At 65.6% G+C, this 23,882-nt stretch carries 22 protein-coding genes, 2 pseudogenes and 2 riboswitches; of the genes and pseudogenes, 11 read left to right on the top strand and 13 right to left on the bottom strand.

Features of this window, described 5'->3' with window-relative positions:
- Positions 1-110 precede the first annotated feature (110 nt).
- Positions 111-692 (top strand): dCTP deaminase, encoded by a 582-nt coding sequence (dcd, locus tag AC3A4M_RS17010; RefSeq protein WP_498634585.1) that lies wholly within the window; start codon positions 111-113, stop codon positions 690-692.
- Here dcd and AC3A4M_RS17005 read toward each other — a convergent pair whose 3' ends face one another.
- On the bottom strand, positions 693-2,072 hold the full coding sequence (locus tag AC3A4M_RS17005; protein ID WP_498737153.1) for an MFS transporter: 1,380 nt from the start codon (positions 2,070-2,072) through the stop codon (positions 693-695).
- A 206-nt stretch (positions 2,073-2,278) separates the two neighbouring features.
- On the opposite strand from AC3A4M_RS17005, the gene AC3A4M_RS17000 reads away from it, so the two are divergent.
- From AC3A4M_RS17000 to mnhG, 6 genes and pseudogenes are all read left to right on the top strand, one after another.
- On the top strand, positions 2,279-5,281 hold the full coding sequence (locus AC3A4M_RS17000; RefSeq protein WP_498737152.1) for a Na+/H+ antiporter subunit A: 3,003 nt from the start codon (positions 2,279-2,281) through the stop codon (positions 5,279-5,281).
- Positions 5,278-5,751: a Na(+)/H(+) antiporter subunit C gene (locus AC3A4M_RS16995; RefSeq protein WP_498737150.1), complete on the top strand. Its 474-nt coding sequence runs from the start codon at positions 5,278-5,280 to the stop codon at positions 5,749-5,751. Before AC3A4M_RS17000 ends, AC3A4M_RS16995 begins: the two co-directional genes overlap by 4 nt.
- Positions 5,748-7,370: a Na+/H+ antiporter subunit D gene (locus tag AC3A4M_RS16990; RefSeq protein ID WP_498732141.1), complete on the top strand. Its 1,623-nt coding sequence runs from the start codon at positions 5,748-5,750 to the stop codon at positions 7,368-7,370. The genes AC3A4M_RS16995 and AC3A4M_RS16990 overlap by 4 nt, the downstream gene beginning before the upstream one ends.
- Complete coding sequence (locus AC3A4M_RS16985; protein WP_498737147.1) at positions 7,367-7,933, top strand: Na+/H+ antiporter subunit E; 567 nt, start codon at positions 7,367-7,369, stop codon at positions 7,931-7,933. The genes AC3A4M_RS16990 and AC3A4M_RS16985 overlap by 4 nt, the downstream gene beginning before the upstream one ends.
- Before the next feature lie 11 nt (positions 7,934-7,944).
- Complete coding sequence (locus AC3A4M_RS16980) at positions 7,945-8,214, top strand: MrpF/PhaF family protein (protein ID WP_074703262.1); 270 nt, start codon at positions 7,945-7,947, stop codon at positions 8,212-8,214.
- Positions 8,204-8,581, top strand: a pseudogene (gene mnhG, locus AC3A4M_RS16975) (monovalent cation/H(+) antiporter subunit G); the annotation flags it as partial. The gene AC3A4M_RS16980 and the pseudogene mnhG, both read left to right, overlap by 11 nt.
- Before the next feature lie 182 nt (positions 8,582-8,763).
- Here the strand turns inward: mnhG and AC3A4M_RS16970 are convergent.
- Positions 8,764-9,024 (bottom strand): DUF4235 domain-containing protein, encoded by a 261-nt coding sequence (locus AC3A4M_RS16970; RefSeq protein ID WP_139004505.1) that lies wholly within the window; start codon positions 9,022-9,024, stop codon positions 8,764-8,766.
- A gap of 111 nt (positions 9,025-9,135) precedes the next feature.
- A riboswitch (TPP riboswitch) is annotated at positions 9,136-9,274 on the top strand.
- Positions 9,275-9,326: 52 nt separating this feature from the next.
- Here AC3A4M_RS16970 and AC3A4M_RS16965 point away from each other — a divergent pair.
- Genes AC3A4M_RS16965 through AC3A4M_RS16955 form a run of 3 tightly spaced genes read left to right on the top strand, consistent with a single transcriptional unit; the run spans position 9,327 to position 12,301 of the window.
- On the top strand, positions 9,327-9,941 hold the full coding sequence (locus AC3A4M_RS16965) for an ECF transporter S component (protein WP_498737146.1): 615 nt from the start codon (positions 9,327-9,329) through the stop codon (positions 9,939-9,941).
- A 3-nt stretch (positions 9,942-9,944) separates the two neighbouring features.
- Positions 9,945-11,507: an ABC transporter ATP-binding protein gene (locus AC3A4M_RS16960; RefSeq protein ID WP_498737144.1), complete on the top strand. Its 1,563-nt coding sequence runs from the start codon at positions 9,945-9,947 to the stop codon at positions 11,505-11,507.
- Positions 11,504-12,301 (top strand): energy-coupling factor transporter transmembrane component T family protein, encoded by a 798-nt coding sequence (locus AC3A4M_RS16955; protein WP_498737142.1) that lies wholly within the window; start codon positions 11,504-11,506, stop codon positions 12,299-12,301. The genes AC3A4M_RS16960 and AC3A4M_RS16955 overlap by 4 nt, the downstream gene beginning before the upstream one ends.
- A 122-nt stretch (positions 12,302-12,423) precedes the next feature.
- On the opposite strand, the gene AC3A4M_RS16950 is transcribed toward AC3A4M_RS16955, so the two are convergent.
- From AC3A4M_RS16950 to AC3A4M_RS16935, 4 genes are all read right to left on the bottom strand, one after another.
- A complete protein-coding gene (locus AC3A4M_RS16950; RefSeq protein WP_498737140.1) occupies positions 12,424-13,668 on the bottom strand; it encodes an O-succinylhomoserine sulfhydrylase in 1,245 nt (414 codons plus the stop codon).
- 3 nt (positions 13,669-13,671) lie between these two features.
- A complete protein-coding gene (locus tag AC3A4M_RS16945) occupies positions 13,672-14,037 on the bottom strand; it encodes a rhodanese-like domain-containing protein (RefSeq protein WP_498737139.1) in 366 nt (121 codons plus the stop codon).
- On the bottom strand, positions 14,034-14,255 hold the full coding sequence (locus AC3A4M_RS16940) for a DUF1737 domain-containing protein (protein ID WP_498737138.1): 222 nt from the start codon (positions 14,253-14,255) through the stop codon (positions 14,034-14,036). The genes AC3A4M_RS16945 and AC3A4M_RS16940 overlap by 4 nt, the downstream gene beginning before the upstream one ends.
- A gap of 10 nt (positions 14,256-14,265) precedes the next feature.
- Positions 14,266-14,380: riboswitch (SAM riboswitch) on the bottom strand.
- 132 nt (positions 14,381-14,512) lie between these two features.
- Positions 14,513-15,385 carry an aminodeoxychorismate lyase gene (locus AC3A4M_RS16935; protein ID WP_498737137.1) on the bottom strand — a complete coding sequence of 291 codons (873 nt, stop codon included), beginning with the start codon at positions 15,383-15,385 and terminating at the stop codon, positions 14,513-14,515.
- Positions 15,386-15,540: 155 nt separating this feature from the next.
- Between AC3A4M_RS16935 and cls the strand changes: the two genes are divergently transcribed.
- Positions 15,541-16,950: a cardiolipin synthase gene (gene cls, locus AC3A4M_RS16930; RefSeq protein ID WP_498737368.1), complete on the top strand. Its 1,410-nt coding sequence runs from the start codon at positions 15,541-15,543 to the stop codon at positions 16,948-16,950.
- 30 nt (positions 16,951-16,980) lie between these two features.
- Here cls and AC3A4M_RS16925 read toward each other — a convergent pair whose 3' ends face one another.
- The 7 genes and pseudogenes from AC3A4M_RS16925 to AC3A4M_RS16895 all read right to left on the bottom strand — a co-directional run bounded on the left by AC3A4M_RS16925 (position 16,981) and on the right by AC3A4M_RS16895 (position 23,875).
- Positions 16,981-18,156 (bottom strand): FAD-dependent oxidoreductase, encoded by a 1,176-nt coding sequence (locus AC3A4M_RS16925; protein ID WP_498737135.1) that lies wholly within the window; start codon positions 18,154-18,156, stop codon positions 16,981-16,983.
- Positions 18,153-18,752 carry a TetR/AcrR family transcriptional regulator gene (locus tag AC3A4M_RS16920; protein WP_498737133.1) on the bottom strand — a complete coding sequence of 200 codons (600 nt, stop codon included), beginning with the start codon at positions 18,750-18,752 and terminating at the stop codon, positions 18,153-18,155. Before AC3A4M_RS16920 ends, AC3A4M_RS16925 begins: the two co-directional genes overlap by 4 nt.
- Positions 18,753-18,898: 146 nt before the next feature.
- Complete coding sequence (gene pabB / locus AC3A4M_RS16915; RefSeq protein ID WP_498737132.1) at positions 18,899-20,947, bottom strand: aminodeoxychorismate synthase component I; 2,049 nt, start codon at positions 20,945-20,947, stop codon at positions 18,899-18,901.
- Complete coding sequence (locus AC3A4M_RS16910) at positions 20,919-21,416, bottom strand: low molecular weight protein-tyrosine-phosphatase (protein ID WP_498737130.1); 498 nt, start codon at positions 21,414-21,416, stop codon at positions 20,919-20,921. The genes pabB and AC3A4M_RS16910 overlap by 29 nt, the downstream gene beginning before the upstream one ends.
- A gap of 14 nt (positions 21,417-21,430) precedes the next feature.
- Positions 21,431-22,051: a LysE family transporter gene (locus AC3A4M_RS16905; RefSeq protein ID WP_498737128.1), complete on the bottom strand. Its 621-nt coding sequence runs from the start codon at positions 22,049-22,051 to the stop codon at positions 21,431-21,433.
- Positions 22,052-22,121: 70 nt separating this feature from the next.
- A pseudogene (locus AC3A4M_RS16900) lies at positions 22,122-22,379 on the bottom strand (PIN domain-containing protein); the annotation flags it as partial.
- Positions 22,295-23,875 carry a phytoene desaturase family protein gene (locus AC3A4M_RS16895; RefSeq protein WP_498737127.1) on the bottom strand — a complete coding sequence of 527 codons (1,581 nt, stop codon included), beginning with the start codon at positions 23,873-23,875 and terminating at the stop codon, positions 22,295-22,297. The pseudogene AC3A4M_RS16900 and the gene AC3A4M_RS16895, both read right to left, overlap by 85 nt.
- Positions 23,876-23,882: the final 7 nt, after the last annotated feature.

Genomic DNA, 23,882 nt, shown 5'->3' with positions numbered 1-23,882 from the left:
GGCCGTACCCTCTATGTTTCCACTGCGCCGCCTCGGGGAACAGAGGAGCGGCTGGTGGAGCCGCCGTCGGGAATTGAAGGCTCCCGCAGGCCATGCGTTATTTTTAGATGGTGCTGATCTCAGACCGCGATATCCGAGCCGAACTCGATGCCGAGCGTATTGTCCTGGACCCGTTTCTGCCCGAAATGATCCAGCCCTCCAGCGTGGACGTGCGGATTGACCGGTTCTTCCGGCTGTTCGACAACCATAAATATGCGCACATCGACCCGCAGTTGGAGCAGCCGGATCTGACGCGCCTTGTTGAGGTGGACCCCGATGAGCCGTTCATTTTGCACCCCGGCGAGTTCGTGCTGGGATCCACTTATGAAACGGTGACCCTGCCCGAGGACATCGCCGCCCGGCTGGAAGGCAAATCGTCGCTGGGCCGGCTGGGCCTGCTCACACACTCCACGGCGGGCTTCATCGATCCGGGTTTCTCCGGCCACGTGACGCTGGAGCTGTCCAACATGGCCACGTTGCCGATCAAGCTCTGGCCGGGCTCGAAGATCGGCCAGCTGTGCTTCTTCCGCCTGACCTCACCGGCCGAACACGCCTATGGGTCCGGCCAGTACGGCAACCGGTACCAGGGCCAGCGGGGCCCGACGGCTTCGCGCAGCTACCTCAACTTCCACCGCACCACCATAGAGCGCTAGTCAGGCCGACGGCGTTTGGGCCGTCGGGACCTCGCGCGGCTCCTTGACCGGCAGCAGTGCCAGCAGGCCCGCCAGCAGCACGATGAGGATGCCCAGGATGCCGAAGCGCTGGGACCCGAAGATGGTGATGCTCAGGCCGAAGAGCGTGGGTGCCAGGAAACTGACGGCCCGGCCGGTGGTCGCGTACAGACCGAAGAACTCTCCCTCCTCGCCTCTGGGCGCCAGCCGTGCCAGATAGGCGCGGCTGGAGGACTGGGCGGGGCCGACAAAGAGGCACAGCATCAGCCCGAAGATCCAGAAAGTGGTATCTCCGGTTAGGGTTGCGCCGAAGATGCTGTACGTGTTGGCACCGAGCACAAGGACCGCAGCGCCGGCGACGATCAGTCCGACCAGGGAACCGACGATGATCTTCTTCGGTCCGATCCGGTCATCGAGGATCCCTCCGGCAACTGCGCCAAGGGCGGCGACGACGTTCCCCGCGATGGCAAAGAAGATGACTTCCGTCAGGGTGAAGCCAAAGGTGCCGGCGGCAATCACACCGCCGAAGGTGAAGACGGCTGCCAGCCCGTCCCGGAAGACCGCGCTGGCCAGCAGGAAGAAGATGGTGTGCGGACTGGTCCGGTAAATGGCCTTGATCCGGCGGAACAACAGCCCGTAGGAGGCGAAGAAGCCCAGCCGGGCGGCCTTGGGCTGTGGAGGAATTTCCGGCACGGCAAAAAGCACCGGCAGCGCAAAGATCAGGAACCAGACGGCCGAGAACACCGCGACCAGCCGGATATTCAGCCCGTTTTCGGCGGTGGCTCCGAACCAGCCGGTCTCGGGGAGGACGAAGCCCATCAGCACCAGCGCCAGGGCCACGATGCCGCCGACATAGCCCATGGCCCAGCCGAAGCCACTGACCTTGCCCACGGTGGACGGCGTGGAGATCTGCCCGAGCATCGCGTAGTAGTTGACGTTGGCGAACTCGAAGAAAATGTTGGCCAGTGCGATCAGCGCGACGCCGACGAAGAGGAACCCGGGGGAGGGGTAGACGAAGAAGCACAGCGCCGTCAGCGCGACGACGGCCATAGTGTTGACGCCCAGCCAGTACCTCCGCCGTCCGCCGGAGTCCGAGCGCTGGCCGGTGATCGGGGCCAGGAGCGCGATGGCAACGCCGGACACGGCCAGGCCGTACCCGAGGATCGGCGAGGCATAGTCTTCGCCGCCGAAGGGGTCGCTCACCAGATAGACCGTGAAGACGAACGTCGTCATGATCGCGTTGATGGCGGCGGAGCCCCAGTCCCAAGAGGCCCACGCGAGCACGTGCTTCTTGTTGATTCTCCCTTCCGCGGGAGAGCCGGCATTCGTGGATGGTGCCGGATTTCCTGACCAGTGGCTCATAACCGAATGCTAGCTTCTTCGCCCTTCGTGAACAGCTTAAGCCGCTGACCAGTGGATGAATCCGCGGTAAAACAACGAATGGCGGGGCGTTCCTGAGGGTGATTGTGACGGGCGCCGTCGGGGCCGGACGTATGCCATGGGTAGAATGGAATCAGGCTTTTGCGCCTTTATACCGCCAATCCCAGAAGGAAGCCCCGGAGAATATAGTGCTTGTTGTGCTCACCCTGCTCTTCGTGGTGGCCTTCATCGCGCCTTGGATCTTCAGGAAACTCGGTCGTTCAACCTTCTACATTCTGGCCGCCGTGCCGGCCGGTTGCTTCATCTGGCTGCTGGCCACTTTCGACCAGTACACGGGCTCGGACCAAACTGTACTCTCCGGCGGGCCCAATGCGCCGCCGTCGGTAATCATCCCGTGGATTCCCGAGCTAAGGCTCGAGCTGGCCTTCCGGATGGACACCCTGTCCGCCGTGCTGGCAATCCTCATTCTCGGTGTCGGGGCCCTAGTCCTCTTCTACTGCGCACGCTACTTCAAGGCCGATGATCCCAACATCGGTCCGTTCGGTGCGCAGCTGCTTGCCTTCGCCGGCGCCATGTTCGGCCTGGTCATCACCGATGACCTGCTCATGCTCTACGTCTTCTGGGAACTGACCACCGTTCTGTCCTACCTGTTGATCGGGTACGCGCGGCACCGGTTGGCGGCGCGGCGTTCCGCCCTGCAGGCCCTGATTGTGACGACCTTCGGCGGCCTGACCATGCTCGTCGGCCTGATTGTGGTGGGGCAGACGGCGGGCACTTACCGCATTTCGGAAATCATGGCTATAGCCCCGGAACTGATCCAGCACGGCATGTTGATCGACGTCGCCATCCTGCTGATCCTGGTGGGCGCTATCAGCAAGTCGGCCCTGGTGCCGTTCCACTTCTGGCTGCCTGCCGCCATGGCCGCACCCACACCGGTCAGTGCCTATCTCCATGCCGCAGCCATGGTCAAGGCCGGCATTTACCTGGTGGCACGCTTCGCGCCGGGCTTCTCGGATACCCGGTACTGGGAGGGGACCGTGATGGTCCTGGGCCTGGCGACCATGCTGGTCGGCGGCTGGTTGGCGCTGAAGCAGTTCGACCTGAAGCTCATCCTGGCCTACGGGACGGTCAGCCAGTTGGGCTTCCTCACCATGGTGGTGGGGCTGGGCAGCCGTGACGGTGCGCTGGCAGGACTGGGACTGCTGCTGGCCCATGGCTTCTTCAAGGCGACGCTCTTCCTGGTCGTCGGCATCATTGACCATCAGTCCGGTACCCGCGACATCCGCCAGCTTTCGGGCATTTACCGCGCGGCGCCGGTCCTTTTTACCGTCTCGTTGATCGGTGCGGCCTCGATGGCAGGGGTACCGCCGCTGCTGGGCTTCGTGGCCAAGGAATCGGTTTACGAAACGTTCGTCCACCACGCTTCCGAAGGCGGCTGGACCGGTCCCGTCCTGCTGGCCGGCGTTGTCGTCGGTTCCATGCTGACCTTTGCCTACAGCGCACGGTTTGTCTGGGGTGGGTTCGCCTACAAGCCCAATGTGAAGAAGACGCCGTTCAAGCGCATTCCGGGAGCTTTTATCGCATCCCCGATGCTGCTGACGGCGGCCACCGTGGTGTTCGGTCTCTGGCCTGCCCCGCTGGATTCGATTATCGCCCCCTATCTTTCACTGTTCCCCTCGGACGGCGAGCCCGACGGGCACCTGGCTCTGTGGCACGGCGTGACCCCGGCGCTCGGACTGACGGTACTGACGCTGGCAGTCGGCGCGCTGTTGTTCCTGTTCAGGAACCGGGTCACCGCGTTCCAGGACCGTTTCTCCGGTGGGCTGACCGGTGAACGCGCCTACCGCGGGATCATCGGCGTGCTCGATGAGGTGGCCGTCTGGGTCACCGGCCGCACCCAGCGCGGTTCGCTGATTTTCTACCTCGTGGTCATCCTGAGCGTTTCGGTGATCACACCGCTGAGCGCCGTGTTCCTGATGGACACGCCATGGCCTGACAGCTGGATCGCTTTCGACTCTCCCGCGCAGCTGATCGCGGGTCTAGGCATCATCGTGGCGGCCATTCTCGCCATCAGGGCCAACAAGAGGTTCATGGCCGTGCTGATGGTCTCTGTCGCCGGTTATGGCATCGCGCTGATCTTTGCGCTGCAGGGCGCGCCGGACCTGGCGTTGACCCAGATGCTCGTGGAGACCATTGTGCTGGTCGCGATTGTGCTTGCCCTGCGCTCCCTGCCGGCGCGCCTCTGGCTGCGCACCCCCAGCAGTTTCAAATGGCTGCGGGCTGCGATCGGGGCGGCGTTCGGCCTGGCCATGGTGGTCATTGCCATGACGTCCATGGCTGCGCGCACCCAGCTGCCGGTCTCGCTGGAATACCCGCAGTTAGCGTACGACGGCGGCGGCGGAGCCAACGTTGTCAACGTCACCTTGGTGGATATCCGCGCGTGGGACACTTACGGTGAGATCTCCGTGCTGGCAGTCGCTGCAACGGGTGTGGCCAGCCTGATCTTTGTCCGCAGCCGCGGAGACAAGCGTATGCGCGCGTCAACCGTCGCCACGGGATCCGTGGACCGTCTGACAGAACTGCCCGAGCACACCGGCCGGGATGCCGCCGCGCTGGTCACTGCCCGGCGATTCGCCACCTCGGCCAGAGATGCCTGGCTGGTTGCCGGACGGACTCTCGCCCCTGAGCGGCGCTCCATTATCTTCGAGGTCATCACCAGACTGCTGTTCCATTCGTTGGTGATCTTCTCCATCTATCTGCTGCTGGCGGGACACAATCTGCCCGGCGGGGGCTTCGCCGGCGGGCTGCTGGCGGGCATCGCCTTGGCGGTCAGGTACTTGGCGGGCGGACGCGTGGAACTGGCCGAGGCCACGCCTGTCAGCGCCGGCTTCCTGCTCGGCGCCGGGCTGGGGATCGCTTCCTTGACAGCCATGGCACCGCTGTTCTTCGGCGGAGAGGTTTTCCAAAGCGCCATCATCCATTTCAGTCTCCCGGTATTCGGTGACCACAAATTCGTCACGTCAACGTTCTTCGACATCGGCGTTTATCTCGTGGTGGTGGGCCTGGTGCTCGATGTTCTGCGCAGTTTCGGTGCGGAAGTAGATGAGCGCAGCCAGGAGAAGGCACCAAAACCGGATGAGGGCGTGCCGCAGCCGGCGCCGGACGCCATCGAGGAAGGAGTAGCACGATGACGGTGAACATCACGCTGCTCGTAGTCATGGGAGTTCTCGTGGCGGTGGGCGTCTATCTGATTCTCGAGCGAAGCCTGACCCGGGTCATGCTCGGCCTGATGATGCTGGCCAACGGGGCCAACATCCTGCTGCTGACCACCGGCGGCGCCGCTGGTCTCGCGCCGCTGTACGACGCCAATATTCCTGCCGGGGAATACAACGACCCGCTGCCGCAGGCCCTGATCCTGACCTCCATCGTGATTTCCTTCGCGGTGACCGCGTTCATGCTGGGCATCATCTACCGGTCCTGGGTGCTGGGCCGGCAGGACGAAGTGCAGGACGATATTGAAGACCGTCGCGTGGCCAACCAGCCCAGCTTCGACGCCGAAGACGATACCGCTATCCCGGTAGAGACGACCGAATTCGTCACGCCGGAGGACGCCGATGAACGGCCGGCAGCACCGAAGACCAGAGTTCGGGGACAAGAATGAACGCCGCTAGCCTGGCCCCGCTGGCCGTTGTCCTTCCCTTCCTGGGCGCTGCTTTTGCGTTCATCCTGATCCGCCGGCCGGTTGCGCAGCGGACCGTGGCCATCGGCACGCTCGCCCTGACCCTGTCCGTCGAACTGCTCATGCTGTGGTCGGCCTGGACCCAAGGCGTACAGGCCGTGTTCCTTGGCGGCTGGGTTCCTCCGTTCGGGATTTCCCTGGTGGTGGACGAGCTTTCATCACTGATGCTCGTGATCTCCTCGGCCGTGAGCCTGGCGGTGCTGGTCTACGCGTCCGGCCAGGGCATGGCAGATGGGGACGAGGACGGTCCCATCTCGATTTTCCATCCCACCTATCTGATCCTTGTGGCGGGGGTGTCCAACGCTTTCCTCACCGGGGACCTGTTCAACCTCTACGTAGGTTTCGAGATTCTGCTGACGGCCAGTTATGTCCTGATGACCATGGGCGGGACAGGGCCACGGGTCCGGGCCGGCGTGACGTATGTGGTGGTCAGCGTTATTTCCTCGATGCTGTTCCTGCTATCCATTGCGATGATCTACGCGGCGACCGGCACCATCAACATGGCCGACCTGGCCGTGAAGCTGGGCGAACTGGATGATTCCACGCAAATGATTCTGCACCTGATGCTAGTGGTCGCGTTCGGCATCAAGGCCGCAGTGTTCCCGCTGTCATTCTGGCTGCCCGACTCCTATCCCACGGCGCCCGCCCCGGTCACCGCAGTGTTCGCCGGCCTGCTGACCAAGGTGGGTGTCTACGCCCTGATCCGCACCGAGACGCTGCTCTTCCCGGGGGACCGCATCAACACCTTCCTGATGATCGTTGCGCTGCTGACCATGGTGGTCGGCATCCTCGGTGCACTGGCCCAGATCGACATCAAACGTATGCTCTCATTCACGCTGGTCAGCCACATCGGCTACATGGTTTTCGGCCTGGCGATGAGTTCCGTGGTGGGTCTGGGATCGACGATGTACTACGTGGCCCACCACATTACCGTCCAGACCAGCCTGTTCCTGGTGGCGGGTCTGATCGAACGCCGCGGCGGCACCTCCAACATGGACCGGCTGGGCGGGATGGCGAAACTCTCGCCGCTGCTGGCGATCCTGTACTTTGTGCCAGCCATGAACCTGGCGGGCATCCCGCCCTTCTCCGGATTCCTGGGCAAGCTCGGCCTGCTGCAGGGCGGCGTCGATCTGGCCACCCCGGTGTCGTACACGCTGGTCATCGGCAGCGTCGTCACCTCCCTGCTGACCCTGATGGCCATGGCCCGCGTCTGGAACAGGGCCTTCTGGCGGACTCCGGAGGACGCCGAGCACCCGGACCCCGTGCTGCTGGCCAGCAAGCCGGACGGTTCCACGCTGCGCACTTCCAAGTACGTGACGGACAAGCCCACCGGCCGGTTCTCCGGCAGGGGGACCATCCACCTGCTGCCCAAGAGCATGGTCGGGGCCACCATGGGCCTGGTGGCACTCGGGGTGGCACTGACCGTCTTCGCCGGCCCGCTGTTCCAGCTGAGCGACCAGGGCGCCCGGGCCATGCTTGAGCGCACCCCCTACATCGAGGCCGTTCTTGGCCCCGGCGCGGCGCAGGGGGTTGAGCAATGACGCGTTCCCGGATTCCGCTGCTCGTCGAAATACCGCTGCTGGTCTGGCTGGTCATCCTCTGGGGAGCCCTCTGGCAGGACTTCAGCGCCGGCAACCTGATTTTCGGACTGCTCATCGCCCTCGCCGTCGTCAATATCTTCTACCTGCCGCCGGTAGAACTGGCCGGACGGCTGAATCTGTGGGCGGCGGCCCTGTTCGTGGCATCGTTCCTGGTGAACGTGGCCAAGGCCAGCTTCGAGGTCTTCTGGATTGCTCTCACCCGTGGCCCGCGCACGATGAACGGGGTGGTGGCCGTCCAACTGCGCAGCCATTCGGACCTGCTGGTCACCGCCACCGGCCATACAATTTCGCTGATTCCCGGGAGCCTCGTGGTGGACGTGGACCGGTCCACGTCGACGCTGTACCTGCACGTGCTGGACATTCCGGACCCGGACAAGGCGGACCGGTTCCGCGAACAGGTCCGCAGGATCGAGGCCGGGCTGATCCGGGCCATCGGCAGTAAAGAGGAAGTCGCGATGGTCAAAGCGGAGGCAGCAAACCGACGGAACGGAGGAACCAGTTGAACAGTCCATTCATGGAAGTTGTGCTGGTGATCGTCACTGTCGTCCTGGCCTTCTCCGCCGCCGTCGCGATCTCCCGGATTGTCAAAGGTCCCTCGATCCTGGACCGTGTGATCGCTATCGACGTTTTGCTGGCCATCGTCTGCGCGGGCTTGATAGCGGACATGGCCGTCCGGAAGCATCAGGCCAATCTGACCTTGGTGATCATCATTTCCCTGATTGGCTTCATCGGTTCGGTCACGGTAGCCCGCTTCGTCATCGATAGGCGGACCCATGAACACTGATCTTGTGCTGGAAATTGTTGCCGGACTCTGCCTGGTCCTCGGGGCGCTGATGTCCCTGGCCGCCGCTATCGGGCTGCTCCGGTTTCCGGACCTGCTCTCGCGGATGCACGCAGGCACCAAGCCCCAGGTTTTCGGGCTGCTGCTGCTGCTGATCGGTCTGGCCCTCCAGCTCCGCAGCTGGGCAGCGGTACCGGTGCTGATTATCGCCTGGCTGTTCCAGCTGCTGACGGTTCCGGTCTCGGCGCATATGGTAGGCCGTGCCGGCTACCGCACCAAGCACCTGCACCGGGAAACACTGAGCGTGGACGACCTGGATGCCGTGGTCCAGAAAGCCGCGGCGGAAGAAGCCGAACGCCGGAAGGCGGATGCCGCGGAAGAGGCGGCCCTGGCTGCCGATCCCGAGTTGGCGGCAGAACTGGACGTCGGCGGGAACATTGAGGAAAAGCCTGTAGGAAAGCTGAAGGGCGCGCTGCGTAGCAAGGAGCCAAAGGAAGCGGCGGCGAAGGCTTCCGCCAAACGCCGCCGCGAATCCTGAAACTTGCCCAGGGGCTAGACCATGTCCCGGGTCCGGTTGAAGCGGTTGACTGCCTGCATGGTTCCGCGCTGGGACAGCACGCGGATGATGGCGCTGACCGTACCGGAAATCGCGGCAAAAGCGAGGGTGGCGCGCAGGCTGTTTTCCATGTCGTCGTCATGCTTAGGGGAGTCCTCCCCGGTAACGGCCTTCCACAGGATGTCGATGAGCTTGGCGCCGGCCAGGCCAGCCGCAATGCTCACCAACGTACCCAGAAGTTTCAAAACCGTACTCATTTGCCACTGCCCTTCGTTGGAGAACGTCATCTGCCACCCAGCCTAGCGTTTTCCGGGTCGGCTGCCACCCGCCGTCGTCAGTAGTACACTGGAAGACGCTTGAAAAAGCACACATGACGACAGGGGAGCGTCCGTCACGGTAACCACGGCAAGCAGCCGTACCGGGTCGGGACGCTGAGAGTGCGGACAGCCGCAGACCCTCGAACCTGCTCCGGTTAGTACCGGCGAAGGGAGTCGAGATCTCAGGGTGTGCCCGGAAAGGCCGGGTTGCCCTCCCCTCCTGAACCCCAGGAGGATTTTCCATGAACACCGTTACACCTTCCGCGCACGCATCTGCGCGCAAACCCCGTTACACCTGGCGCGTTGTCGATATTGTGGTCGCGTCCGTGATCGGCGTGGCCATCGGGGTCATCTTCTGGGCCTGGTCCGCCGGCTATTCCGGCATTGCGGTGCTGACCGCGGCCTTCCCGCCGGCCGGCGGGCTCTACGCCGGCGGCTGGCTCACGGCCGGGGTCCTGGGCGGGCTGCTCATCCGCAAGCCCGGCGCGGCGATCTACTGCGAGGTCCTCGCGGCCGCGGTGTCGAGCCTGCTGGGCACGCAGTTCGGCCTCACGGTGCTTCTGTCCGGCCTGATCCAGGGCGTGGGGGCGGAACTGGTCTTCCTGCTCTTCCTCTACAAAAAGTTCAACCTCGGCGTGTCGCTGCTGGCCGGGCTGGGCGCCGGCCTGGCGCTGGCCATCGGTGAGAACTTTATGTGGAACGTGGAATGGGCAACCGACTGGAAGCTCTGGTACACGCTGTTCGCCGCCATTTCCGGCGTGGTCATCGCCGGACTGCTGCCCTGGCTGGCGATGAGGGGACTGGCCAAGACGGGCGCGCTCTCATCCTTTGCCGCCGGCCGGACGGCTGACGTATAGGCCATGGTAAACACTCAAAGTACGACGGCGGAGCGCGGCCGCCCGGCCGCTGTCACCGCAGAGGGATACGGCTGGCGCCATGCCGGCCGCAAGGATCCGGCGGTCAGCGACGTGAGCTTCGGGATCGAACCGGGGGAGCGCGTGCTGCTGCTCGGTGCCTCCGGTGCCGGCAAATCCACGCTGCTGCATGCCATTGCAGGGGTACTGGGCGACGACGGCGAAGGCGACGAAGCGGGCCGCCTGACCGTCGACGGCAGGCACCCCGTCCAGTCCCGCGGCCGGACGGGACTAGTGCTCCAGGACCCGGAGTCCCAGGTGGTCATGGCGCGCGTGGGGGACGAAGTCGCCTTCGGCGCAGAGAACATGGCCCTGCCTCGGGACGAAATCTGGGCGCGCGTGCGCGAAAGCCTCGCCGATGTGGGCCTCGAGGTCCCGCTGGGCCATGCCACTACGGCGCTCTCCGGCGGGCAGAAACAGCGGCTTGCGCTGGCATCGGTCCTGGCCATGCGGCCCGGTGTCCTGTTGCTGGACGAGCCCACGGCAAACCTGGATCCGGACGGGGTGCTGGAGGTCCGGGACGCGGTGGTCGGAGTGCTTGAGCGCACCGGCGCCACCCTGATTGTGGTGGAACACCGCGTGGCCGTCTGGGCGGACGTGGTGGACCGGGTCATCGTACTGGCTGCCGGCGGCGGAGTTCTCGCCGACGGTCCGCCGACGGAGGTGCTCAATGCCGCAAGTACCAGGGAACGCCTGATCGAAGCCGGTGTCTGGGTTCCCGGTTACACTCCTCAACTGCACACGCCCGGGGCCACCGGCGGTGGCCACGGCAGCGGCGGCGGCCACAACACGCAGGGTACGGGCCTGCTCCGGGCGGCGGAGCTGTCCATTGCCCGGACCCGGCGGGCCGGGCCGGTAGTCAATAAGGTCTCGCTGGAACTGGCGGCGGGCGAGGCGTTGAGTATTACCGGCCCCAACGGCGCCGGTAAGTCGACCTTGGCGCTGACCCTGGCCGGGCTGCTGACCCCCGCGGGCGGCAGGCTTGAGGCCGCGCCGGAGCTCCAGCGGGGCGCGGCCGGCACCGTGCACAAGTGGAAATCCGCCGAGCTGGTCACCCGGATCGGCACCGTCTTCCAGGAACCCGAACACCAGTTCCTGACCCACCGGGTGATCGACGAACTCGAATTCGGTCCCCGGCGGGTCGCCCGGCTTCCGGAGGACGAGGTGCGACGCCGCGTTGATGCCATTGCGGAGCGGCTGCGGCTGACCAAACTCCTGCAGGCCAATCCCTTTACCCTTTCCGGCGGGGAGAAGCGCAGGCTGTCCGTGGCGACCATGCTGGCCACCAGCCCTGACATCCTGGTGCTGGACGAACCGACGTTCGGGCAGGACGCGAACACCTGGGCCGAGCTGGTCTCGCTGCTCGGCGGCCTGATCGCCGAAGGCCACGCCGTGGTGTCCGTGACCCACGACGGCGACTTCACCGCTGCGCTCGGCGGCAACGTCCTGCGCGTGGCCGAGGGAACGGCGCAGCTGCAGGCGCGGGCCGCGAGCGGGAGGGCGGCATGAGCCTGGACATCATGACCCCGCGGCTGACTGCCTCGCCCTTCACCCGCGCCAATCCGCTCTCGAAGCTTGCCGCCGTTGCCATGGTCACCGTGGTGGTGATGCTCAGCGTGGACTGGGTGAGCGCCGGCGTGGTGCTGGCTGCGGAACTGCTGCTGCTGCCCGTGCTGGGCATCAGCGCCTGGGCGTTGTTCAGGCGCGGCTGGCCGCTGGTGGTGGCGGCCGCGGTCGGCGCCTACGGAACGGCGCTGCTGGCGGAGAAAACCGGTGCGGTGGTCTTCGAAGCGGGCCCGCTGCTGTTCACCGAGGATTCCATCAACTCCGGCGTCGCCATCGGGCTGCGGTCCCTGGCGGTGGCACTGCCCGGAATCTTCCTGCTGCTGACCACCGACCCCACGGATCTGGCCGATGCGCTGGCGCAGAAGCTGAAGCTGCCGTACCGGTTTGTGCTCGGGGCCCTGGCCGGCCTCCGGCTGGTGGGCCTGCTGGTCGAGGAATGGCGGACCCTGGGACTGGCCCGCCGTGCCCGCGGAGTCGGCGCCGAGAACAAACCGCTGGCCAAATTCGCGGCGTTCCTCGGCCAGGCCTTCGGTCTCATTGTCCAGGCGATCCGGCGCGCCACCCGCCTGGCGGTGGCGATGGAGGCCCGCGGTTTCGGCGGGGCACAGCGCACCTGGGCGCGGGAATCGACGTTCAGCAGGGTGGATATTTGGGTCTTCCTGGGCGGTGCCCTGGTCTCGGCGGCGGCTGTTACCGCCGCCGTCTCCGCCGGGACCTGGAACTTCATCTTCGGCTAACCCGGGCTCCTCCGCGATCCACTGGTCAGCTGCGGCCCTTTTCAGCTCTGGGAAGGGCCGCAGCTGTCTCCTCGATTGCGGCTGGGCGCAACAAGGTGCGGGCCTTCGTCGACTCCCTGGATCTACGGGCCAGCCAGTGCCCGGTCCAGGTCCTTGAGCAGGTCCTCGGTGGCTTCCAGCCCCACGGACAGCCGGACAAAACCGTCGCCGAGCCCGATCGCGGCCCGTCCGTCCGGTCCCATCGCGCGGTGCGTGGTGGTGGCCGGATGGGTGATCAGGGACTTGGCGTCACCGAGGTTGTTCGAGATATCCACGGTGGTCAGCGAGTTCAGCAGCCGGAACGCGGCTGCCTTGGCATCCGAACCGTTCGCAGCACCCGGCTCAAGTTCAAACGTGACCACGGTTCCGCCGCCGCTCATCTGGCGGCGCGCCAGTTCGTACTGCGGATGCGATTCGAGGAACGGGTAGACCACGCGCCGCACCGCCGGCTGTGTCTGCAGCCAGCGGGCGATCTCCAGGGCGGATGCGGTGGAATAGTTTACGCGCAGGGACATCGTCTCCAGCCCCTTGAGCAGCGTCCAGGCGTTGAACGGGCTCAGCGCGGGACCGGTGTGGCGCATCAGCTGCTTGACCGGGCCGTTAATGAAATCCGCGCGGCCCAGCACGGCGCCGCCAAGAACGCGGCCCTGCCCGTCCATGTGTTTGGTACCCGAATAAACAACGACGTCGGCACCGAGTTCCGTTGCCTGCTGCAGCAGCGGGGTGGCGAATACATTGTCCACCACCACCTGCGCCCCGGCGGCGTGCGCCAGGTCCACCACCGCACGGATGTCCACCAGCTCCTGCAGCGGGTTGGACGGCGACTCGAAGAAGACCGCAGCGGCAGGGGTGGCGAGGGCCTGCTCCCACTGGGCGAGGTCATGCCCGTCCACGAAGACCGTCTCCACGCCCCAGCGCGGCAGGATCTCGTTGAGAATGACGAAGCAGGAACCGAACAGGCTCCGCGCGGCCACCACCCGGTCGCCGGCGGCGAGCAGGGCGCCCAGGGCGGTGAAGACGGCGCTCATGCCGCTGGCCGTGGCGAAGCAGGCCTCGGCTCCCTCGAGCAGCCGGAGCCGTTCCTGGAAGGCGGCGACCGTGGGGTTGCCGTAGCGGGAATAGACGAAGCGATCCACCTCGCCGTTGAAAGAGGCTTCGGCTGCCTCGGCGGAATCGAAAACGTAGCCGGACGTCAGGAACAAGGCCTCTGAGGTTTCCTGGAAGCCCGTGCGGTCAAGACCGCCGCGGACTGCCCGCGTCTGCGGGTCCCAGCCGGCGAGCAGTTCCGCCAGGTCCGGCCCCGGGCCGGCAGACTGCGGGGGCGCCACCGGCTAGCCCCGCTTCCAAGGCAGATCGCTCTGCTGCCAGCCGCCGGCGGCCTCGAAGCCGCCCAGCACGTTGTACGCGGTATGCCCGGCGGCGGTGGCGCTGATAGCGGCATCGATGGAGCGCCGCCCCGAACGGCAGATCAGGAGCAGCTCCTTGCCGCGCAGCGATTGCAGTTCGTTGAGGAACCCGGCATTGCGGCTGCCGTCAATCCGGTTCCACTCGATGAAGCGCGCGGGAGCGCCGTCGTCGTTCGTCACGGGCACGCCCACCTGCTGCCATTCGGTCTCGGTGCGGACGTCCACGAGGACGGCACCGCCGCGCAGCTTCTCCACGGCTTCTTCCACGGTGAGGTCTCCGGCGTAGCTCATGCGCTCTGTCCCTTCAGCACCACGGCCTGGGCGGCGATGACGCGTTCGCCGTCGAAGGCAATCGAGGGGTTGCCGTAGAGTTCGTAGCCCTCCGCCAACGCCGCGCTGACCCGGGCGCAGAAGGACCTGTCGTCCGGCCCGGTCAGCAACCGGTAGGGCAGGGGGCTGCCCGCCGCATTGTCAACGGGGGACTGGACGGGTTGTTCCAACGGGGGCATGGGGTACTCCTGATCACGCTTGCAAATGAACCAAATGAACACTGCCGAGTAGTCACCTGAGGCACCCCGCCGTGAAGAGGGTTGCCGGCCAGCACAGTCAGGGCTTGACGCTGGACCTCGTTACTCTGCTCAAGAAAGTAGCACGGCGCCGTCCCCGGCACCCAAGCCGGGGCGCCGCCGTCGTCATCATTGGTAACCGTTACGTAGGTTTACGACGACGGAAGGCCGCAGCCCTCGCCGCCGCGGAAACGTTTGGCCTAGTCCCGGCTGCCCTTGGCCAGCAGCGCCGTCAGTTCCTCCGTCATCTCGTGCGACACCGGGATGGCCTGGCCGTCGATGGACTTGACCGGTGCCAGCAGCCGGATGCTGGAGACCAGCCACACCGCGTCGGCCGCCAGCAGATGGTGCGGTTCCAGCGGCCCATAGCCCAACTGCCAGCCGGCATCCGCGGCCGCGTTGAACAGGGCGCCCTGGGAGGTGCCGGGCAGGATGCCGTTTTCGAGCAGCGGCGTGGTGAGCTTCCGGACGCCGTCGCGCACGGTCGCCATCAGCACGGTAGAGGTGGGGCCCTCCAGCACCAGGCCGTCGGTGGAGGTGAAGATGACATCGTCCGCGCCGTTGGCCTTGGCGTAGCGCAGGGCGGCCATGTTCACGGCGTAGGAGAGGGTCTTGGCGCCCAGCAGCAGCCACGGTGCGCGCTCGGCGATGTTGCTGTCGTAGCCGCGGTCCAGCAGCAGCACGTCGAGGCCCTCCTGCCGCTGGTCCCTGCCGGTGGAGCCGGGAAGTGAGGCCTGCACCCACGCGGTGGGGCGGCCCGCGCCCTCCTCGCCGCGCGTGACCAGCAGTTTGAGCACCAGTTCTTCGACGGGAGCATGTTCGGCGACGGCGGTGGCGATGGCCCGCTCCCAGGCATCGGCCGGCGGGATGTCCAGGTCCATGATGCGGGCCGAGGACGCGAGCCGGTCCAGGTGCGCCTGCACCTTGCGGGGAATACCGTCCACCGCCAGGAGGGATTCGAAAATGCCGTCGCCGCGGGTGGCGCCCAGATCGGTCGCCATCAGCTGCGGCTTTGTGGCGTCGGCGATGCGCCCGTTCTCCAGGGCAGGGTCGAGAAACACCAAAACTGTCATGGGATCAGCATAGATTGCCGCGCGGGCACATTAGGCTGTACAAGGACAGCGCCGTGGACCGGCGGGAAAGGGAGGAGTTCGCTGCCGTGTTGTGGTCGCTTGCGGGTCTGGGCACGTTCCCGGACTGGGTTGTCGTGGTGGCTTCGATACTGGACATGGGAATCCGGATCGCTGCGCTGGGCATTGTGCCGGGCAACCGCCGCCCCACCACCGCCATGGCTTGGCTGCTGGCCATCTTCTTCATTCCGCTGGTCGGCCTGGCCCTGTTCTTCATGTTCGGCAGTTTCCGGCTTTCGGACCGCAGGATCGCCAAACAGACCGAGATCAACCGGAAAGTCTGGGCTGCTACGCAGGACATGGAAGAACCGCGCAGCGAACGCGAAGCACCCGCCTGGGTCCATTCGGCCGCCGAACTGAACCGCTCGCTCGGCTCTTTCCCGATGGTGGACAGCAACCACGTGGAGCTCTATCCGGACTACGAGGGGTCCATCGCCGCGATGTCCGCCGCCGTCCGCAAGGCGGAGGAATTCGTCAACATCCAGTTCTACATCATGGCCAAGGACGAGGTCACCGACGAGCTCTTCGTGGCCCTGCAGGAGGCCGCGGCCCGCGGTGTCCGGGTCCGACTGCTCTTCGACCATCTCGGCACCATGCGGATCAAGGGCTACCGGAAGTTCCGACGCTGGCTGCAGGGCAGCGGGATCGAGTGGCAACGCATGCTCCCGCTGCTGCCCGTGCGGGGCCAATGGCGCCGTATCGATCTGCGCAACCACCGCAAAATCCTCGTAGTGGACGGACGGGTGGCCTTCACCGGGTCGCAGAACCTGATCGAGCCTGGCTACCACCGCGCCTCCAGCGAGCGCACCGGCCGGCAGTGGGTGGAGCTGATGGCCCGCTATGAAGGTCCCATCGTCACCGCGCTCAACGTGGTGTTCGCTACCGACTGGTCCAGCGAAACGGACGACACCCTCGGCAGCGAGCTGTTCACGCCGGCACCGGTCCGCGAGCCGGGCCCCACGACGTGCCAGGTGGTTCCCAGCGGCCCGGGCTTCGCCACGGAGAACAACCTGCGCTTGTTCAACACCTTGATCTACGCGGCAGTGGAGCGGCTGTCCATCTGCAGCCCGTACTTCGTGCCGGATGATTCGCTGCTCTATGCGATTACGACGGCGGCGCAGCGCGGTGTCGACGTCGAACTTTTCGTCTCGGAACAGGGGGATCAGTTCCTGGTCCACCATGCCCAGCGTTCCTATTACCAGGCTCTGCTGGAAGCCGGTGTGCGCATCTACCTGTATCCGAAGCCGCTGGTGCTGCACGCGAAGCACTTCACCGTGGACGACGAGGTCGGCGTCCTGGGTTCCAGCAATATGGACATGCGCTCCTTCTCGTTGAACCTGGAAGTGTCGGTCATGCATCTCGGCGGCGACATCGTCGGCAAGATGCGCGAAATCCAGCAAAGCTACCGCGAGGTTTCCCGGGAGATCACCCTGGACGAGTGGGGCCAGCGCACCCGGTGGGAGCGCTACGTCGACAACGTGGCCCGTCTGACGGCGACCCTTCAGTAGGTCCGGCACCACCGGAGCCCGGCGGGATGCTCAGATCGCGGCCCCGATTTTACCGACGACGGCGCCGCTGACCAGCCTGCTGACGCCCGGTACCTTGATCAGCCGCATCGAGAGCCGCCGCATCAGCAGGGCGCGGCGGTCTGCTGGAACGAACCACTTGGCGGCGGACACCCCGGCCTTCTGCTGCTCGGCGACGTGCGGGCGCCACCGTGCCTCGAAGGCGGCGAGGGCATCCGGCACCTGATCATGTTTGGCCAGTTCGTCGGCGAGCACGTAGGCGCCGGCCATGCCCAGCGACGCGCCCTGGCCGGCCAGCAGCGAGACTGCCGCGGCGGCATCTCCCAGCAGGACTACCCTGCCGCGGTGCCAGCGGGGCATCCGGATCTGCGCCACCTGGTCGTAGTAGAAGGATTCGGGACAATGCTCCAACGCCAGCGGACACAGCCAGCCCAGGAACCGGTAGCGCTCGCGGACTTCCTGCTGGATATCGCACGGGCGCTGCTGCTTGTCGGTGCGGTGGACGCCCAGCGCCGAAATACTGCCGTCCCGCAGCCGGTAGAAGAACATGGCCTGGCTGCAGGTGTCCGTACTGACGTACCGGTTGGCCAGAATGTCCTTTACCCGGTTGTCGCGGAAGGAATATGCGCCGACGTGGAACCCCAGGAATTTGAAGTAGTCGGACTCGGGCCCGAAGACCATGCCGCGGATGTCCGAGTGGATCCCATCGGCCCCGATCAGCAGGTCGGCGGTGAGTCGCCGGCCGTCCGAGAGTTCCACGTCCACCTTCCCGCCGGACACGGCCGCTGCGGCGGACGGGTCATGGATCGAGCTGATCGTGGTGGAATAGAGCAGTTCCACCGAGTCCGGCAGCACTTCGCGGATGGCCTGTTCCAGCTCGGGGCGCAGTATGCTGCGCAGCCGGTCGCCGACCACCTTGGTAAAGCTCTCATAGCCCAGATGGGCCGTGCTTCGGCCGCGGGCGTCCACGTAGTCGATCCGGTTGACGTCGTATCCCAGTTCACGGGTTCTGCCGATAACGCCCATGTGGGTTGCCGCCTGCCAGCCGGAGCCGAAGAAATCGATCATGTAGCCTTCTGGCCGCGGCCCGGCCGACCGTTCCACGAGGGTGACATCCCAGCCTTTGGCGCTGAGGAAATTGGCGGCGGACAAACCGGTGATACCGGCACCGCAGATAATGGCTTTCATCGTGTAGTTCCTTCTTTTGCGGCAGTGGGGCCCAAGGTCCTGCGCAGTACCGGGAACGCGACGCCGGCAGTGAGCCCGGGGTCAAGCGCCCGGTGCAGCATCAGCCCATCGACCGCAGCGGCCAGAACGGCGGCCGTTGCGTCGGCATCGCCGTCGAAACCCACTCGCTCCAGCCAGCGGGCCGTGCGGGTGCGGAAATCCAGGAGCACGTGCGCCAGTTCGCCCCGCAGCACCCCGCCGCGCGCTGCCGCCAGGAATGTTTCGACGAACAGCAGATTGACGGGTTCGTCCGGCGCGAACTCGTCCAGCGCGGCGAGGAACATGCACAGCCCTTCGTCAAGACCGATGCCGGACTCCAGTTGGCGGCTCGGATATTCAAGCGCCTCACGAACGGCGCCCACGGCCGCTTCGGCGAGCAGGGCTTCCAGGGAATCGAAATGGTAGTGGATAATGCCCGGCCGCACGCCGGCGTGCCCGGCGAGAGTCCGGGCCGTGACCGCGGACCAGCCCAGCTGCGGGATCAAAACGACGGCGGACTCCAGCATCCGGTCCCGGGTCCGGGTGCCCTTGGCCGTTTTGGCATGGTGGGTTGTCATAGCAGTGACCTCGAATCTTTTGGACGTCCGTCCAAATCTTTCGATTTCCGGTCTACCACGCACCCCTGTCCAAAAAACAGCCCTGCAGCAGGTTTTTACCTGCAGCAGGGAACGGACGACTGGAGCGGCGGAGCGGTGTGCCGGCTTTAGTCGGGAAAAATGCTGCCGAGTGCCGAGAGCACGCCGAAGGCCTTGGCCCGGACCTCGTCCCATTCGGCTTCCGGATCGGAATCGGCAGTGATGGCACCGCCGACGCCCAGCGTCAGCTGGTCTCCCTGCCGGACCAGGGTCCGGATCACCACGGACAGGTCAGCGGCACCGTTGAGCGAGAAGTAACCCACCGCCCCCGAATAGACGCCGCGTGCGCCGGACTCCAACCGGTCCAGGATGTCCATCGTGCTGATTTTCGGGGCTCCGGTCATTGAACCAGCGGGGAAGGCCGCAGCAATGGCCTCTGCACGGGACGCGTCCGGACGCAGGCTCGCATCAATCGTTGAAACCATCTGATGCACCGTGGCGTAGCTTTCGATCGCGCATAAGCGGCTGACCCGCAGCGAACCGGGCACAGCAAAATGGCTTAGGTCATTGCGCAGCAGGTCCACGATCATGATGTTTTCGGCACGGTCCTTGATGCTGGTTGCCAGCTCGGCCTTCAGAGCCGCGTCCGCCGCCGGATCCGCGACTCGACGCCGGGTACCCTTGATCGGTTCGGCGCGCAGGGCACCATCGGCGGCCAAACTCATGAACCTCTCCGGCGAGGTACTTGCGACGGTCAAACTGCCGAAGCGCAGGTAGTTGGCGAACGGCGCGGGATTACGACGGCGCAGGGACAGGTATGTTTCCAGCGGATCCGTCCCTGCGGCAGCGGTGGCGGACAGCTCCGTGGTCAGGCAGATTTCGTAGGAGTTGCCGTCGTGGATTTCCGCCTGCGCCTGGCGGACCTTGAGCAGGTACTGGTCCTTGTTGTCCCGCACTTTGAAGGCCGGGCCACCGGATGCCGCCTGAACAGAGCCAGCGGCTTCGGGGCCAGCCTCCGCCACCGATTCGATGGCGGTCCGGGTCCGGACCAACCACTCACGGACTTCGTCTCTGGATGCGTCGCTGGCCAAGGCCAGAAGATAGGTGCACCGGCGGGCGTGGTCAAGCACGATGCCGCGGCCGGCAAAGATCAAGGCCGCATCGGGAGTGGCGGCCGCTACGTCGCTGCCACCGCACTCGCGCTTGAGCTCATAGCCCATGTACCCCAGCCAGCCCAAGGCGAATCCGCCGGGAACCTCCACCGGGCCGGTAACAGCGGGAGTGCCCCACACTCCATCCAGCCAGCGGAAGAAGGGCGAGCGGATGCGGGTGGTGACAGCCCCGTCGGCAACCGAAGTGATGCCCGAGCGATGTTCGGCAGAGCGGCCGAAGGTCCCGGCGTCGTCGGCCATGATGCTGTATTCGTTGCGGTCCGGCACTGCAGTGGCCCCGGCATTGGAGCTGTCCAGCCAGACCGCGCGGTCCGAAGCGGCATAGAGGGCGCGGAAGAGCGCGGCCCCGTCGGGCAGGGCATCAATCCGCTCGGTCAGCAGTTGCGGGGCAACACCATGGGAACGCTCCACCGAGAGCAGCGCGTCCAGTTGCGGGAGCGAGGCCAGGGCCTTCAGCACACCGGCGGCCACCGTGGCACCGGTTTGCCCGTGGACCAGCAGGTCCGCGGCGCGGGGAACGTCGTCGCCGTCGAGCCAGGCTTCTTCCTGCGCCGCCCACACATCCCAGAACGGCTCGTAGCCGGCACCGTCGCGGGCAATAGCCCGGACCCGGCGGTCCACCGCTTCGGCCTGGATCCAGATAACGACATCGGTGAATTCGCGAGCGGTGGCGTGGGCGGCACCAACTCCTTCCACCACCACGATCTCGGCAGGTTCCGTGGAGCGGCGCTCGCCGTCGTCGTTCTGCTCCCAGTCCCATGCCGTCCAGGTTGCGCGCTCGCCGCGGGCAAGCGGCTGCAGCACCGTTTCCAGGTAGCGCTGCTGCCCGTCGGCCAGGCCGTGCCAGCCCGGATAGATGTCTTCCAGATGGAACAGCGAAACGGTGTGGTGCTCCCGCAGGAGGGCGGCCAGTTCCACCGCCAAAGTGGTCTTCCCCGCCCCGGAGCGTCCGTCCACGGCGATGATGACCGGTTTGTCAGTGGGTGGCAAGCTGCGCCCTGACATGTTCCACAATGCCCGGCACCGCTGCACTGATCAGGTTCCAGCTGACATCGAAGTCGGCTTCGTCGCCGAACCACGGGTCGTAGATTCCCTGTTCGGCGGGACCGTGGTCCGCGACTTTGGGATCAAAGGAGCGGAGCATGCGGACCTTGTTCCGGGCGCCATCGTCCGGAGCGTCGCCACGCAGCTGTTCATAGTGGTCCACGTCCAGGGCCAGGATCAGATCCCGGTCTGCGTACCAGGCAGGCTCGAATTGCCGGGCACGATGGTCGGCGGTGAGCAGGTCGGCTTGTTTGAGACGGGCGGCGGCGCGTTCATCGATGGGACGGCCGGTCTCCCACCCGGTAGTGCCTGCCGAGTCGACGGACACCTCGTCGGACAGGCCGGCATCTTCGAAGGCCTTGGTCAGGATGTACTGGGCCATAGGGGAGCGGCAGATATTGCCTGTGCAGACAGTAATTATCCGGTACATAGCCAAGAGTCTAACTAGAAGAACGCCAGCAGCAGGCCGACACCGATGAACAGGACACCAAAAACGTAACCGAGCATCCGCTGGCCGCGTTCGGTTCTGGTGAACCGGTGGAAGGAGCGCGCCGCTGCGGCAAAGAAGAACCACATGACCAGGATGTCGATGATGACAATGGTGCCGGCCAGGACAACGTACTGCGGGGCCAGCGGCTGCTCGGGACGGATGAAGCCGGGCATGAAGGCCAGAAAGAACACGATGGCCTTCGGATTGAGCAGATTGACCCACAGGCCGCGCCGGAACATCGACCATGCGGGCTCGTTTCGTTGGGCCTGGATGAGTTCCTGGCTGGCCGAGGGTTTGGCCAGCAGCTGCCGGATGCCCAGGTAGACGAGGTAGGCCGCGCCCGCATACTTGATGACGTAGAAAGCTGTTGGGGAACTGGCCACCAGCAGGCCAACGCCGAGGGCCACAATGAGGATGTGGATGATCAGTGCCGCCTGCTGCCCGAGGATGCCCCACAGGGAACGGCGGAAGCCTGCGTTGAGGGCATTGCTCATGGTGTTGATGGCACCCGCGCCCGGGGTGAAACTGATGACGGTGCCGGCGCCTACCAGCGCCAGCCACAGGGAAATCTGCACCAGATGATATTACGCGCCGCAGGCACCGCTTCACCATACTGTCTAAAAGCAGCTCGAAATCGTGCAACGCCGTATCCGCGGTGATGACCGTGAATCCCTCCACGATGGCCTGTGCCGCGATCATCCGGTCGAACGGGTCACGATGAGGCCTTTCGAGCTGTGCTGCTTCCAACGCATGCAGGCCGCTGAGCGGAATTTCCTCGCTCACCAGTTCAAGAACGTGTCTGCGGTAGTAGCTGGACCTTAGCCCTCTTCGAGTACGGCCATGGCCGCGTTGTGGCCGCCGAGCCCGCTGACGCCGCCGCCCCTGCGGGCGCCGGCACCACAGAGCAGAATGCGGGAATGAGCAGTGCCCACGCCCCAGCGGCGGGCAGGGGTTTCCAGCGGGTCATCGTCTTCGGCGAAAGGCCAGGATAAGGGCCCGTGGAAGATGTTGCCACCGGGCATGTTCAAGGTGGCTTCCAGATCCATGGTGGTCTTGGTTTCGATGCACAGCCGGCCGTCGGCGTCGCGGAGCAGGCAGTCCTCGATCGGTTCGGCGAGGACGGAGTTGAGCGAGGCCAGGACCGCGTCCTGTAACTGCTGGCGCATTCTGCTGTTCCCCGCGGTAAGCAGCCGGTGCGGGGTCTGCAGAGTGAACACGGTCAGGGTGTGTGCGCCGGAAGCGCGCAGCTGCTCCGGCAGGATGGACGGATCCGAGAGCGTGTGGCAGTAGATTTCGGCCGGCAGCGGGTCGGGGACGCTACCTGCGGCGGCCGCCGCGCGGGCAGCCTCGAGCTGCGAATACAGCTCATTGATGTGGAAGGTCCCGCCGAACGCCGCCTCCGGTGCAAGCTGCGGGGCGAGCAGCTTTGGCAGCCGGGCCAGCAGCAGGTTGACCTTGGCCTGCGCACCTTCAGGTACGGTGCCCGGAGCGTCCGGCTCTTCGCCAAGCAGCCGGTGCAGCACCGCCGGCGCAACGTTGGCGAGCACAAAGTTACCGGAGACGACGACGCCGGTCCGCCCGCCGCCGTCGTACCTCACCACTGCCTCGGGACTGACGGACGTGACTTCGCACGACGTGCGGAACTGCGCCCCGGCGGCACGCGCCGCTTGCTCCAAGGCTCCGGAGACCGCACCCATACCTCCGCGCGGAACGTCCCAGTCGCCGGTGCCGCCGCCGATGACGTGGTAGAGGAAGCACTTGTTTTGCTGCAGGTTCGCGTCGTGCGCGCCGGCGAAGGTGCTGATCAGCGCGTCGGTCAGTACAGTGCCGCGTACCAGGTCGGAAGAAAAAGTGCGTTCGATAACCTCGCCGATGGGACGTTCAAAGACATCCGACCAGAGCTGGTTGTCCGCAACGAGCCGCCGGATCTCGCTCCGGCGGCGCAGCGGTTGCGTCACCGTGGGCCACAAAGTCCGTGCCAACTGCCCGGTGCGGCGGTAGAAGTTGCCGAAAGCGGAAAAATCCACAGCGGCCCCTACGGACTCAAAAGACTCCCGTGTGGCCTGACCGTCCTGGTTGTCCACCAGTAGTCCGCGGTCCGTATCCGGCACGGGGGTGTAGGAGGAGTAACGGCGGCGGATCAGCTGCAGGTCCAGACCCAGATCCTGGATGATCTGCCGCGGAAACAGGCTAACCAGATAGGAATAGCGCGAGAGGAGGGCACCGGTGCCAGCGAAGACCTCCTTGGACACGGCCGCGCCGCCCAGATGGTCCTGGCGCTCAAGGACCAGCACGGACCGGCCTGCCTTGGCCAGGTAGGCTGCGGCGACCAGTCCGTTGTGGCCGCCGCCGACGATCACGACGTCGAAATGCTCGTGCTGCAAGGACTGCCCGGCCACGTGGCTG

This window comes from Arthrobacter sp. Soil_C_60 (genome assembly GCF_057656375.1).
Note: the sequence above shows the minus strand (reverse complement) of the source record. Positions and strands in the feature narration are given on the sequence as shown.

Bases quoted from the DNA above. Each gene is read 5' to 3' on its own strand.
- AC3A4M_RS17005 (WP_498737153.1), bottom strand. From the start codon at position 2,072: ATGAGCCACTGGTCAGGAAATCCGGCACCATCCACGAATGCCGGCTCT.
- AC3A4M_RS16995 (WP_498737150.1), top strand. From the start codon at position 5,278: ATGACGGTGAACATCACGCTGCTCGTAGTCATGGGAGTTCTCGTGGCG.
- AC3A4M_RS16990 (WP_498732141.1), top strand. From the start codon at position 5,748: ATGAACGCCGCTAGCCTGGCCCCGCTGGCCGTTGTCCTTCCCTTCCTG.
- AC3A4M_RS16985 (WP_498737147.1), top strand. From the start codon at position 7,367: ATGACGCGTTCCCGGATTCCGCTGCTCGTCGAAATACCGCTGCTGGTC.
- AC3A4M_RS16980 (WP_074703262.1), top strand. From the start codon at position 7,945: ATGGAAGTTGTGCTGGTGATCGTCACTGTCGTCCTGGCCTTCTCCGCC.
- AC3A4M_RS16970 (WP_139004505.1), bottom strand. From the start codon at position 9,024: ATGAGTACGGTTTTGAAACTTCTGGGTACGTTGGTGAGCATTGCGGCT.
- AC3A4M_RS16965 (WP_498737146.1), top strand. From the start codon at position 9,327: ATGAACACCGTTACACCTTCCGCGCACGCATCTGCGCGCAAACCCCGT.
- AC3A4M_RS16960 (WP_498737144.1), top strand. From the start codon at position 9,945: ATGGTAAACACTCAAAGTACGACGGCGGAGCGCGGCCGCCCGGCCGCT.
- AC3A4M_RS16955 (WP_498737142.1), top strand. From the start codon at position 11,504: ATGAGCCTGGACATCATGACCCCGCGGCTGACTGCCTCGCCCTTCACC.
- AC3A4M_RS16945 (WP_498737139.1), bottom strand. From the start codon at position 14,037: ATGAGCTACGCCGGAGACCTCACCGTGGAAGAAGCCGTGGAGAAGCTG.
- AC3A4M_RS16940 (WP_498737138.1), bottom strand. From the start codon at position 14,255: ATGCCCCCGTTGGAACAACCCGTCCAGTCCCCCGTTGACAATGCGGCG.
- AC3A4M_RS16935 (WP_498737137.1), bottom strand. From the start codon at position 15,385: ATGACAGTTTTGGTGTTTCTCGACCCTGCCCTGGAGAACGGGCGCATC.
- cls (WP_498737368.1), top strand. From the start codon at position 15,541: ATGGGAATCCGGATCGCTGCGCTGGGCATTGTGCCGGGCAACCGCCGC.
- AC3A4M_RS16925 (WP_498737135.1), bottom strand. From the start codon at position 18,156: ATGAAAGCCATTATCTGCGGTGCCGGTATCACCGGTTTGTCCGCCGCC.
- AC3A4M_RS16920 (WP_498737133.1), bottom strand. From the start codon at position 18,752: ATGACAACCCACCATGCCAAAACGGCCAAGGGCACCCGGACCCGGGAC.
- pabB (WP_498737132.1), bottom strand. From the start codon at position 20,947: ATGTCAGGGCGCAGCTTGCCACCCACTGACAAACCGGTCATCATCGCC.
- AC3A4M_RS16910 (WP_498737130.1), bottom strand. From the start codon at position 21,416: ATGTACCGGATAATTACTGTCTGCACAGGCAATATCTGCCGCTCCCCT.